Annotated in this window: 10 protein-coding genes; all 10 read left to right on the top strand. The window is 49.6% G+C overall.

All coding sequences use genetic code 11. From position 1 onward, the window contains the following. The first annotated feature begins 63 nt into the window (after window positions 1–63). The 10 genes from SPSPH_RS01085 to SPSPH_RS01130 all read left to right on the top strand — a co-directional run bounded on the left by SPSPH_RS01085 (window position 64) and on the right by SPSPH_RS01130 (window position 12,254). Entirely contained in the window at window positions 64–1,938 is a 1,875-nt protein-coding gene (locus tag SPSPH_RS01085; RefSeq protein WP_075752396.1) for a sensor histidine kinase, read from the top strand. Then, on the top strand, window positions 1,925–2,641 hold the full coding sequence (locus tag SPSPH_RS01090) for a response regulator transcription factor (protein WP_075752398.1): 717 nt from the start codon (window positions 1,925–1,927) through the stop codon (window positions 2,639–2,641). Before SPSPH_RS01085 ends, SPSPH_RS01090 begins: the two co-directional genes overlap by 14 nt. 266 nt (window positions 2,642–2,907) lie before the next feature. Then, window positions 2,908–4,575, top strand: coding sequence for a formate--tetrahydrofolate ligase (locus tag SPSPH_RS01095; protein ID WP_075752402.1), 1,668 nt, complete (start codon window positions 2,908–2,910; stop codon window positions 4,573–4,575). Between the two features lie 332 nt (window positions 4,576–4,907). After that, entirely contained in the window at window positions 4,908–5,591 is a 684-nt protein-coding gene (locus SPSPH_RS01100; protein ID WP_109298164.1) for a Crp/Fnr family transcriptional regulator, read from the top strand. Window positions 5,592–5,725: 134 nt separating this feature from the next. Then, on the top strand, window positions 5,726–5,881 hold the full coding sequence (locus SPSPH_RS01105) for a hypothetical protein (protein ID WP_158027033.1): 156 nt from the start codon (window positions 5,726–5,728) through the stop codon (window positions 5,879–5,881). Between the two features lie 349 nt (window positions 5,882–6,230). Then, window positions 6,231–7,811, top strand: coding sequence for a phosphoglycerate dehydrogenase (gene serA / locus SPSPH_RS01110; RefSeq protein ID WP_075752406.1), 1,581 nt, complete (start codon window positions 6,231–6,233; stop codon window positions 7,809–7,811). Window positions 7,812–8,059: 248 nt separating this feature from the next. Beyond that, window positions 8,060–9,223: an FAD-binding oxidoreductase gene (locus SPSPH_RS01115; RefSeq protein WP_075752408.1), complete on the top strand. Its 1,164-nt coding sequence runs from the start codon at window positions 8,060–8,062 to the stop codon at window positions 9,221–9,223. Then, on the top strand, window positions 9,224–10,492 hold the full coding sequence (locus SPSPH_RS01120; RefSeq protein ID WP_075752410.1) for a (Fe-S)-binding protein: 1,269 nt from the start codon (window positions 9,224–9,226) through the stop codon (window positions 10,490–10,492). A 14-nt stretch (window positions 10,493–10,506) separates the two neighbouring features. Beyond that, on the top strand, window positions 10,507–11,883 hold the full coding sequence (locus tag SPSPH_RS01125; protein WP_075752412.1) for an FAD-binding oxidoreductase: 1,377 nt from the start codon (window positions 10,507–10,509) through the stop codon (window positions 11,881–11,883). Between the two features lie 185 nt (window positions 11,884–12,068). Next, a complete protein-coding gene (locus SPSPH_RS01130; RefSeq protein ID WP_075752414.1) occupies window positions 12,069–12,254 on the top strand; it encodes a 4Fe-4S dicluster domain-containing protein in 186 nt (61 codons plus the stop codon). Window position 12,255 lies beyond the last annotated feature (1 nt).

A 12,255-nucleotide genomic window follows, 5' to 3' on the forward strand; every position in this document is an offset into this window, starting at 1 on the left:
ATTTCTGTTGTCTGGTACGATGCAGGTATTTATTATAACAGGAAGTAATAGCGGGGAATTTTTATGAAACATTTATCAATCACTTCGCATCTTTGGATTGCCTTCTTAGTTATTCCAATCATTACGTTTCTGATTCTTGGAATTTTACAATCACTGGGGACTTATGAAACTCCGTTTCAATCAGTGGTTTTAAATATTGCTATTACTTTACTGCTTACTTCCTTGCTTGGTTATTTTCACGCCAGACGAATACATTCAACAATTAAGAGTCTGCTAGCCTTTATTCAAGCATTAATTAGCCAGGACGATGCGACGCAGGCTGCCATATTTCCCAGATTTGCCCCGCGTGAATTCGAATTGATGGCCGAACATTTTCAATTAATGGCTAAGAAACATAGTGAAAGCCGGCAAGAACTGTCCGCATTAAATGCCGAGTTAGAGCAGCGGATAGCAGAACGAACTAACAGTTTGCTAAGAACCAATCAGGAATTAGCCATTCTCAATCAGTTAATCACTCCGATTTCACCCCATCCGGGGGGAGCGAGTATTATTAAAGAGTGTCTAAGGCAATTTTCTGAGATATCCGGAGTTCATGTTAAATTGTATCTGAGAAAACCTGTATTATCGTTAATCGGGTCAGGAGAAGATATTCGCGGTATTAATGATATTGAAATTAATGATAAGCCCTGGTACATAATTTCTTACAGATATACTATTCAGCCAATACGCTCAGGCAATAACATCTTCGGTTGCTTCATAATTCCTCACTCACAGCTCAGCCAGCAAGACCGGGATTTTGTGGAGACCTTGTCACGTTCGGCAGGTATCATTTTTCAGAATGAAATATTGTCGCGAACACTGGAGCAAAATCATGCTGTCTTAAAGGCCGTACTGGAGAGTATGTATGATGCTATTACCCTGATTAACGGTCGCCAGGTAGTGTATGCGAACGGCCGGATGTCCGAACTGCTTGCTCTTCCCTGTTCTGAGATCATTGGTATGTCGGAGGATTATTTGTTTGCGATAATTGCCCATCGCCTTATCGATGCTAATTGGGAAGTAATTGATCAAGCCAAGCGGGGATACGGTGTTTTTAATTTGAAACTTAAGCACGGTGCCGGCCATCAGTATATTCTGCTTACAGTTTTTCCGGTTACAGGCAATGGGAATGATGAAGTCGGCAAAGGCATGGTCTGGCGGGATATTACCAAGGAACATGAGGTTGATAAGCTGAAGAATGATTTAATTTCCATGGTTTCGCATGAATTTAAAACACCCATTACCAGTATCAGGGGAAGTGTCGAAACGCTGTTACGCGAGGACGCCGACTGGGAGGAAGACTTTAAACGGGAGATGCTGACAGGAATTCATGAAGATATTGAGCATGTCCAGGAGCTGGTGAATGACTGGCTTGACATCTCCAGGATTGAAGCCAAAGCTATCAGTTTGGACAAAGAACCTGTCCAGCCCCATGCTATTATTACCAGCGCTATCCGAAAGCTTCCCAAGCATTTTGCCAGCAATGCAAAAATTGAATCTATCGTAGATGATAGCTTGCCGTTTATCTATGGTGACAGAGTGCGCCTGGGCCAGGTTTTGCTGAACCTTTTTACTAACGCCATTCGTTATAACGATGACAGTCCCCATATTGAAATTAGTGCACACAGTGATGAAGCATATGTCCACATCAGTGTCGCTGATAATGGGATCGGCATCAACGAACGGCATCTGGGGAAAATTTTTGACCGTTTTTATTGTGTGGATAACGAGCGGGAGCGGCGTTTAGGCGGAACCGGCTTAGGCTTGACAATTTGCAAGGGAATTATCGAAGCACATAATGGTATGATTAAGGTCCAAAGCAGCGAAGGTATCGGCAGCATCTTTACGATTTCAATTCCTAAATACAGGAGCGCGGGTGCAGAGTATGAAAAAATATAGGATATTTATTGTTGATGACGAGCCCAAAATATTGCGCTTTATTGCAGCAAACCTTAAGTCGTTAGGGTATGAGGTTTACACCTTTCAAAACGGAACTGAGGCTCTGGCTAATTTTGACGCTTTGGACCCGGAACTGGTCTTGATGGACATTATGATGCCCGGTATGGATGGGTTTGAACTGTTAAAACGGCTGCGAAAGTTTTCCGACGTTCCGGTAATTATTCTGACAGCGCGAGGCAATTCCAATGATAAGGTGCAAGGCCTTAATATGGGAGCAGACGATTATCTTACCAAGCCGTTTTCACTGGACGAATTATTCGCCAGAGTCAACGCTGTTCTGCGACGTTTTGCCGGCAAACTACCCGGCCAGGGCGCAGCCAGTGAGCTAAAAAACGGTGATATAATCATAAAACAGGCTCAGCGCCGGGTATGGATAAAAGACCGGGAGCTGAAACTGACGGAAACGGAATATAACTTGTTTTCGCTATTAATGGTCAATGCCGGCAAGGTACTTACGCATGAACAATTGCTTTGCGAGGTGTGGGGAAGCGAATATCGTGATGATGTAGAATATTTGCGGGTGGCCATTGCCCGTATACGTCAAAAAATTAGAAACAGTGCCTGCAGCGAAGAATGTATTGTTACCTATCCCGGAGTGGGATATATGATTGCCAGCAGGGAGGCCGAGGAACACCATCGATGACAGATGGTGTTTTTTGTCCTAACAGAAAGTATAACTTTCTTAAAGGCAGGATAAGGGCAACATCGGCTTCCGCTGTCGCCAGAGGCTCGGCGCAAGCCGTGTTTTCTTTATTATTTGTAATGTTTTTGTTATACCTGGCTGGAATTTTTTATGCGAACGTAATGAGTATTGCCCTACAATAAAAGAGAGTTGTCTAAGGTTAAGCAAAGTCAACCAGGAATTACAGTCTTCACAAAAAAATATGAATTATGGCAGGGGGAGCATTTATGAAAAGTGATGTCGAGATTGCGCAAGCCGCACAAATGAATCCTATTGTTGAGGTAGCCCGGGAATTAGAGATTCCCGCCGAAGAATTGGAACTCTACGGTAACTACAAAGCAAAAGTTGCTCTTAAGACCTGGGAGCGGATCAAAAACAGGCCGGATGGCAAACTGATTCTGGTTTCGGCGATAAATCCGACTCCTGCCGGTGAAGGAAAAACAACAACAACCGTTGGACTTGGCGACTCCCTGCGGCGAAAAGGCAAAAAGGTTGTCATCGCTCTGCGTGAACCGTCCCTAGGACCCTGTTTCGGGGTGAAAGGCGGTGCCGCCGGCGGTGGTTACTCACAGGTAGTGCCAATGGAAGATATCAATCTTCACTTTACCGGCGATTTTCACGCCATTACTACAGCCCATAACCTGCTGGCTGCCATTATTGATAACCACCTGCATCATGGAAACGCCCTTGGCATCGATCCGCGGCGTATTACCTGGCGCCGGGTACTTGACCTTAATGAGCGGGCTTTGCGCAATGTTGTATGCGGGCTTGGCGGCAAGGCTAACGGTGTGCCAAGAGAAACCGGCTTTGATATAACGGTTGCCTCGGAAATGATGGCCATTCTTTGCTTAGCCAAAGATCTGGATGATATGAAAGAGAGAATTGGCCGGATTATTGTTGCCTATACCTATGCGGGCAAGCCTGTTACTCCCGAAGACCTAAAAGTAACCGGAGCCTTAGCCTTGCTGTTCAAAGATGCCATCAAACCCAACCTTGTACAAACACTGGAAAATACGCCGGCTTTCGTTCATGGCGGCCCGTTTGCCAATATCGCGCATGGTTGTAACAGTGTGTCGGCTACCAAGTATGCCCTCAAGCTGGCAGATTACTGTGTAACCGAAGCCGGTTTCGGCGCCGATCTTGGAGCAGAGAAGTTTATTGACATCAAATGCCGTTTTGCCGGCTTTAAGCCAAGTGTTGTGGTTATCGTAGCCACTGTTCGTGCCCTGAAAATGCATGGCGGCGTTCCTAAGAATGAACTGGCCGGTGAAAATATGGGAGCTCTGGAAAAGGGCCTTGCCAACCTGACCAAACATATTGAGAATATCCAGCAATTTGGCCTGCCGGCTGTGGTAGCCATCAACGCGTTCCCGACCGACACCGCCCAAGAGTTAAGTTTTGTGGAAGAACAGTGCAATAAGCTGGGTGCCGAAGTGGCCTTATCCGAAGTATGGGCCAAGGGCAGCCTGGGCGGGCAGGTGTTGGCGGAAAAGGTACTGGCTGCCTGCGAACGGCCTAACGAATTTACCTTTGCCTATGATGAAACAGCGCCAATTAAAGATAAAATTTCAGCAATTGCCACTAAAATTTATGGAGCAGACGGCGTAAACTATACGCCTGCTGCGGAGAAAACGATTCAGGAACTTACGGCTTTGGGTTTTGATAAGACGCCGATTTGTATGGCCAAGACCCAGTATTCTCTCAGCGATGATATGAATAAAGCAGGCCGTCCAACAGGATTTAGCATTACCGTTCGCGAAGTGCGGGTAGCAGCCGGCGCAGGCTTCCTGGTAGCCATAACCGGTGAAATCATGACTATGCCAGGACTTCCCAAGGAGCCCTCTGCCGTTAAGATGGATATTGATAATGATGGTAAGATTGTAGGTTTATTCTAAGCAAGTGTAAAACCAGAGTGCCGCAAAATGCTTCTTAAAAAAGCGTTTTGCGGCACTTGTTTTTTTCCTAACTGGATAAGTTTGGCGTGCCATACAAGGCCCGGCGCGGGCGCCCGTCAGACAACGCTGCGACCGCTTAACCTCCGCTTATGCCTAACGGTCGCCCGCGCCTCAGTCGTGTTGAAAGTATTTTTCTTATCTTACATAATAGTTTCCGGGGCTCACCATGTCCACATACGCTGGCGTAAGTCTTGCACTTTATGGTAAAATAGAAAAGGGCGGGATTGTCTCAGCGTTCCGGTATGACAGTCTCCAGGAGAGGAGCGATGTACATGGTGGAATTAGAGTATTTAAAACACCTACCTATTTTTGAGGAGTTGGCTCCGGTTGATCTGGCAGCCATCGACAATGTCACGGTTGAACGCCGTTACAAAAAAAATATGATTATATTTATGGAGGGTGAGCCTGGCGAAGGTTTCCATTATGTTAAAAGCGGTAAAGTAAAAATCGTTAAAATGGCTCAGGATGGTAGAGAGCATATTATCAATATTTTGGGGCCCGGCGAAGTGTTTGCCGAAGTGCTGCTTTTTAACCGTGGACCCTATCCGGCTACATCGGTGGCCTTGGAAGACTCGGTCATTGGAATTATAAAAAATGTGGAACTGGAAAACGTGGTAGTCGACAACCCACGTATTGCATTGCATATTATCAGAGTCATGAATAAAAAGCTGCTGCATGCGCAAATGAAAATTAAGACCCTCGCGTTATCGGATACGTTTGCCCGCACAGCGCAAATCCTTGGCCGGCTGGCCCAGCAGTATGGCCGGGAGGTAACCGGAGGAATTCGGATTGACATTGATATGACCCGCCAGGATTTAGCCAATTTGGTGGGGACAACCCGGGAAACCGTCAGCCGGGTTCTCAGCTCGATGAAAAAGGATAAGGTTATTGATTTAGCCGAACAGCAAATTATTATCCTGGACGAACAGCGCCTGAGCCGCTATCAGGAAATGTAATGTTGGCACAACTTCTTGCAGATAAATGCGCAGACATATAAAGCTGCAACTTTTATAAAAGACACTTGACTTATACCGGTGCACACAGTATAATCGATATAAGTTCATAGTTACCATGATGAACAGGAAGCCGAATGCAAGGTGTTCAGAGAACCGGCGGTTGGTGCGAGCCGGTACACCAAACAGGCAGGTTCCGCCTGGGAGTGGCTGGTGAAGAATCAGTATGGGATCCGCCCAATACAGCGGTTAAAGTTGGCCGGAAGGCAACATGGGTGGCAACGCGGGAATAGTTCTCGTCCCTAAGGGGATGGAGAACTTTTTTATTTGCCGGTACATGTAGTATTTTCGGTCTAAGCTGGGTGGCAACGCGGGTGAAAACTCGCCCCAATTGTAGTGGGGTGAGTTTTTTTTTATCCTGATGGAACATATACCTTTCTATCAGGGTAAGGGCACATGGCTTCCCACTTTTGCCGAAGGCTTCGCGCCGGTGTCCGTAAAGACTAAATAAATACCAGTGAACTCATTTCAGCAGAGCCAAACATCAGCGGTTCAGGCGGAAAGTCTGCCCTGCCTGAGCTGATGCCGCCTGTGGCGGCAGGATTCCTGACTCAACGATTAAGATAAAATGGAGGTAGAATTATGAAAATACTTATTTCGGAACAGATTGCACAAAAAGGGGTTGAAAAACTTACGCAAGAAGGCGCGAGTGTTGATATAAAAACCAATCTTTCGCGCGAAGAACTATTGGCAATTATCGGTGAGTATGATGCACTGATTGTCAGAAGCAACACCAAAGTCAATGAAGAATTATATCAAAAAGCCACCCGGTTAAAGGTGGTAGGACGCGCCGGCAATGGTGTCGACAATATTGAAATGAATGGTGCCACCAAACGCGGGATTATTGTTGTCAACACCCCGGAATCCAACATCGTATCGGCAGCCGAACTGAGTATTGGCCTGTTGTTTGCTACCTGCCGCAATATTCCGCAGCTTCATAACCGTCTCCAGGAACGCGTTTGGGATCGTTCCGGCCTTAAAGGCATGGAGCTTCAGGGGAAAACAGTAGGTATTGTGGGTTTGGGACGGATCGGGTCGCTGGTGGCAACCCGGTTGAAATCATTTGGGATGAACATTATTGCCTATGATCCCTATATCAGCGACAGCCGGTTCAAGAATCTGGGTGTGGAGAAACAAGAAAAGCTGGAAGATTTGATGAGCAAGTGCGATATTCTTACCGTGCATACCCCTAAGACTGAAGAAACCTATGGGATGATTGGCAAAGACCAGTTTAAAGCTGCGAAAAAAGGCATGACTGTCATCAATTGTGCCCGGGCCGGTATTGTGAACGAGGCTGCGCTGATTGAGGCCATGAAAGCCAATATCGTCAAACGGGCCGGGGTTGATGTGCCGGAAGGGGAACCTGAGCCTACTTCGCCGCTGTTGGATGTAGACAATGTGATTATAACGCCTCACGCGGGTGCCGATACGGTTGAGGCCCAGGATAATGTCGGTATAACCGTGGCTCAAGAAGTGATTGCCGCGCTAAGGGGAGAAATGGTGCCAAACGCCGTCAATCTGCCTACCCTGCCGGCGCAGGAGCTGGATACCGTCAAAGCCTATCTAAAGCTGGGTGAAACCCTGGGCAAGATGTATTACCAGCTGGAAAAGGAAGCTGTAGATAAGGTAGAGATTATTTACAGAGGCGAGGTTGCGGCCATGGAAACCTCGGTCATTTCACTGGCTATATTGAAGGGCTTGTTTGAGCCGGTTCTTAAAGAGCGGATAAATTATGTGAATGCCAATGTTATTGCTAAAAGCAGGGGTGTTACCGTAACCGAAAGCAAAGAATCTATAGTGGAAAATTACCTGACCTTGATTACCGTCAAGGTTAAATCAAAAGGCCGGGAGTTTACCATCAGCGGCACTACCTTTGGCAAAGGGGAGCTGCGGATTGTTGAAATTAATGGCTATGAATTTGATGTTCATCCTGCTCCTTATATGCTGATCGCGGAAAACATGGATAAACCCGGTGTTGTCGGACAAATGGGAACCTTACTGGGGGTTGGCAAGGTCAATATTGCCACCATGCAGCTTGGGCGTAAGTTCACCGAGCAGCAGGCCATGATGGTGCTGACCGTTGATTCGGAAGTTTCCAAAGAAACTTTGGAATTCCTTGGCGGGGTCGAAGGCATTCTGCGGGTCCGGTTTGTAAAACTATAGCGGCTGCTGGGGCTGGGAAAACCCGGCAAAGTATTGTGAAGGTGTATCCGGATGCTAAAAAAACACTCAGTATGAGTGTTTTTTTAGCATCCTCACGAATAAAGAAATTTCCGACTATTCCAAGCGCACTTTGTGGGCAGATTCCATAGGTTCGTCAGTCAATTCCTGCATTTGGTCGTAATTTGCTGTTGTGGTGTTTACGCAGCAGCTAGTATAGTGATAGAAATGCCTTTAAAGGAGGTCTTTACGTGAGCCAATCCGTGTCCCCTCAATCGGTCGAGGAGTTGCAGCACCTGGTGCGGACTGCCGCCGCTGCCGGCAGTCCGATATATACTTACCGCTCAGGCCAGTCTGAGGGAGTAATGCTTGATTTGTCCAACCTGAATCAAATTTTCGAAATTGACGCCGCCAACCTTGTCGCCGTCGTCGGTCCCGGCGTTACCCTCGGCATCCTGGCCGCCAGGCTGGCTGAGCAGGGCCTGCGCTTTATCCCGGCCGACACTCCCTTTTATCAGGACAAAACAATGGGCCGGTTGTTTTATGAAGGCTGTTCCAACCTGTCCAGCCTTAAATACGGGAGTGCCAAGCATTTTCTGATGGGCTCGGAAATTGTCCTGCCTGACGGCGAACTATTAACAACAGGCGGGAAAACCGTTAAGAATGTAACCGGCTATGATTTTACCCGTTTTTTTAACGCGCCTTATACCGATTATGGTATTACGGTTAAGTTTCTGTTAAAGCTGCTGCCCTTACCGGAAACACGTACCGGGCTTGCCGTCGCCTTTAATGAGGTGGATGAGGTGCTGGCTTTTGCCCGGGATTTGAAAGAGAACGGTGTGGTGCCGGCGTATCTGTTATGGGTGGACAGGAATGTGCAAGACTTTTTTCAGGAGCCGCCGCAGGGCCAGCTTGTCTTGCTGGAGTTTGACGGTCTGCAGGAAGAGTCCGGTGAGCAATGTCAGAATGCCGCTGTTCTCATCCAGAAGCATGGCGGCACAATCCGGGAGCGCAATGAAGGTCGCGGGCAAACGGCAAGCCGCTGGAGCGCTCTTTACCGGTGTGCCGATAAGTATGTACTGACCGATGAATATAAAATGGCTTTTACCCGCCAGGCGGAATTCATCAGCCTGTTTTACGAATTAGCCGGGCGCCGCGGGGTTAAAGCCGGCCTGTTCGGCCAGGTGGCCGAAGGCAAACTTAACCTTGTTTTTGCCGGAGTGCAGCCGGAGCACGCCTTTATTGAGGAACTTGCCGCAGCCCTGATACGGGCAGGCGGCGTTCTTGCCGGCAAGTATGACCGCCTGACGGGAAAATGCCGGAGCGGCCCCCTGGCAGAGCTTGAGCAGCGGGCCAAAGCCGCTTTTGACCCCAAACAGATTTTAAATCGACCGACCTTACAGGAGGTGAAATAAATGGAGCAGCATTATGCTAAGTGGCAGCAACAACTGGTCAAATGTATTCGCTGTGGCACCTGCCGGTCGGTTTGCCCGGTATTTCAAGTCTCCGACAATGAAAATACCACAGCCAGAGGCAAAGTAAAGCTGCTGGAAGCTGTCAGCGAAGGCAAGCTGGCACTGACCCCTGAGCTGCAAGCCAGGATGTCCAAGTGCTTGCTGTGCAAAGCCTGTGCTCCCGGCTGTCCCTCAGGTGTCAGAACCGATGAACTGTTTTTAAGTGCCAGACGCGCCCTGGCCGTGAAAAACGGCCTGCCAATAGCCAAGAAGCTGGCCTTTACCGGCCTGACTTATCGTAAGCTGTTTGATCTGGGGCTCAAAATGGGTGCCGCCTTCCAGAGCATTGTCTTCAAAGACGCTCCTGGCGGCAGAGGCAAGCTGGCGCGCTTTCCCCTGCCTGGCGCCGGGCTTAGTCAGCGGCGCATCATCCCGCCGTTAGCTTCCACGCCCTTAAGAAGCCGCCTGCCGGAAACCAGCAAGGTAGCTTCCCCCAAGGCCAGAGTGGCATTTTATACCGGCTGCATGCTCAATTATGTTTATCCGGAATCAGGGGAAGCCATTGTCAAAATCCTCAAAGCCCACGATGTGGAAGTGGTTATTCCGGCCAGGCAGAGCTGCTGCGGGACACCGGCCTTTACCTCCGGCGACTATCAGGTGGGGCGGTATCTGGCTGAGGAAAATGTTAAAGTGCTGGCAGCCGGCAACTATGACGCCATTATCACCGGCTGCGCTTCGTGCGGAGCCGCCTTAAAACACGAATACGGCGCTATTATCGAAGATCCGGCCGTGAAAACAGCCTGGGAAGCGCTGGCCGCCAAAGTAAAGGATATTACCCAGTTCGTGGCCGAAGTGGGGCTCAAACAGGATTTGCGGGAAGTAAAGGCTAAAATTACCTATCACGACCCCTGCCATTTAGTCCGCGGCATGGGTGTTACCAAAGAGCCGCGTCAGCTGTTAAAGGCCATTCCCGGCGTGGAATACGCCGAAATGAAGGATGCCGCCAAATGCTGCGGTGCCGGCGGCACCTTCAGCATGGCCTATTATGATATTGCCCGGACCATCAATGACTGGAAACTGGATAATGCGGAAAAGACGGGTGCCGGTATTCTGGCCACCGGTTGTTCGGCCTGCCGGATGCATATTACCGACGGACTGGGACAGCGCGGCAGCAGCATGCGGGTATTACACACGGCCGAAATTATTGCCCAGGCGTACGGCCTGGACTAGGAGGGGGAGGAAACATGGAGCAGCAAATGCTTGCTGAGTTAAAACGGCTGGTTGGCGCCCAATATGTTATGGAGCAGCTGGAAGACCGCATCTGTTATTCCTTTGACGCCACCTTCCGGGATTTCCCCCCCGATGTGGTGGTTAAGCCCGGCAGTGTGGAGGAGATTGTAGCTATCGTCAAACTGGCAAGGCAGTACAATGTGCCGGTAACAGCCAGAGGCGCGGCCACCGGTCTGTCCGGCGGCTCGGTACCGGTGCAGGGCGGTATCGCCCTGGTGCTTACCCGGCTTAACCGGATTATAGAAATTGATAAAGCCAACCGGGTGGCGGTGGTGGAAACCGGGGTGATTACCGAAGCCTTTGTCAATGCCGTAAACCAGGCCGGCTTGTTCTATCCGCCTGATCCGGCCAGCGCCAAGACCTCCACCATGGGCGGCAATATCGCCGAATGCGCCGGCGGCCCCCGTGGGGTCAAATACGGCATTACCAGGGATTATGTGCTGGGGCTGGAGGTCGTGCTGCCTGACGGCAGTGTTGTCGAACTGGGCAACAAATTTGACGGCGATATGGCCGGGCCGGACTGGACTATGCTGCTGGTCGGCTCGGAGGGGACGCTGGGTATTGTTACTAAAATCTACCTGAAGCTTGTCGATAAACCCAGCGCCAAACAAACCCTGCTGGCTATTTTTAACAGCCTGGATGATGCTGCCAACACGGTCAGTGAAATGATTGCCTCCGGCACTATTCCGACCACCCTGGAAATTATGGATAACCTGACCATCCGGGCGGTGGAGGATTACCTTAAGGTTGGCCTGCCGGTTAATGCCGAGGCCATTCTCCTGATAGAAGTGGACGGCAGCGCGGCCGCCATTGCCAAACAGGCCGGACATGTCATGAAGGTGTGCAAACAGTGCGGCGCCACCGAGATCCAGGCAGCCTCGACGCCTGAGGACATTGACAAACTGTGGCAGGCCCGCCGCGCTATTTCTCCGGCCTGCGGCAAGATCAACCCGACTAAAATCTCCGAAGACGCCACCGTGCCGCGCAGCCAGATTCCGGCCATGGTTCGCCGGCTGCGGGAGATTGCCCAAAAATATAATTTAAAGATGGTTATTTTTGGCCATGCCGGTGACGGCAATCTCCATCCCAATATTTTGAGCAATAAGCACGACCATGAAGAGATGGAACGGGTCGAGCAAGCGGTGGAGGAATTGTTTAAAGCTGCGTTGGACCTTGGCGGCACGCTGTCCGGCGAACATGGCATCGGCTATATGAAAGCGCCGTTTCTCAAATGGGAGACAGGCGAAACCGGTTTCGCCGCCGGGCAGAAGATTAAACAGGTAATGGATGAACAGGGACTGCTGAATCCTGGTAAATTGTTTAATGCCTAAGTGCCTGCCGGCAGTAAATGTATCCTGAGGCTAACCCGCTCTAAGGCTCCTGCTTCTACCAATGGGGGGTTATACCCCGGCGGGCACAGGCGAGCGGCTAAGCCCCTGGAAGTTGGGCGGTTAACCTTCAGGTGGAGTTAAACCTCCACCTGAAGCCAAGTCTACTTTATGGGGAGGAAGAAGAAATGCTAAAAATCGTGACCCGGTACTGCAAGGGCTGTGGCATCTGTGTTGAGTTCTGCCCGAAAAAAGTACTGCAGCTTGATGAAATGGGCAAGATTGAGGTGGCTGCTGCCGACAACTGTGTGGCCTGCGGACAATGCGAGCTCAGATGCCCGGATTATGCCATTTATGTAACTGCAGATAAATAGA

Origin of the sequence: Sporomusa sphaeroides DSM 2875 (genome assembly GCF_001941975.2) — a bacterium.
Taxonomy (GTDB): Bacteria; Bacillota; Negativicutes; order Sporomusales; family Sporomusaceae; genus Sporomusa; species Sporomusa sphaeroides.

Bases quoted from the DNA above. Each gene is read 5' to 3' on its own strand.
- serA (WP_075752406.1), top strand. From the start codon at position 6,231: ATGAAAATACTTATTTCGGAACAGATTGCACAAAAAGGGGTTGAAAAA.
- SPSPH_RS01120 (WP_075752410.1), top strand. From the start codon at position 9,224: ATGGAGCAGCATTATGCTAAGTGGCAGCAACAACTGGTCAAATGTATT.
- SPSPH_RS01100 (WP_109298164.1), top strand. From the start codon at position 4,908: ATGGTGGAATTAGAGTATTTAAAACACCTACCTATTTTTGAGGAGTTG.
- SPSPH_RS01125 (WP_075752412.1), top strand. From the start codon at position 10,507: ATGGAGCAGCAAATGCTTGCTGAGTTAAAACGGCTGGTTGGCGCCCAA.
- SPSPH_RS01090 (WP_075752398.1), top strand. From the start codon at position 1,925: ATGAAAAAATATAGGATATTTATTGTTGATGACGAGCCCAAAATATTG.
- SPSPH_RS01085 (WP_075752396.1), top strand. From the start codon at position 64: ATGAAACATTTATCAATCACTTCGCATCTTTGGATTGCCTTCTTAGTT.
- SPSPH_RS01095 (WP_075752402.1), top strand. From the start codon at position 2,908: ATGAAAAGTGATGTCGAGATTGCGCAAGCCGCACAAATGAATCCTATT.
- SPSPH_RS01105 (WP_158027033.1), top strand. From the start codon at position 5,726: ATGCAAGGTGTTCAGAGAACCGGCGGTTGGTGCGAGCCGGTACACCAA.
- SPSPH_RS01130 (WP_075752414.1), top strand. From the start codon at position 12,069: ATGCTAAAAATCGTGACCCGGTACTGCAAGGGCTGTGGCATCTGTGTT.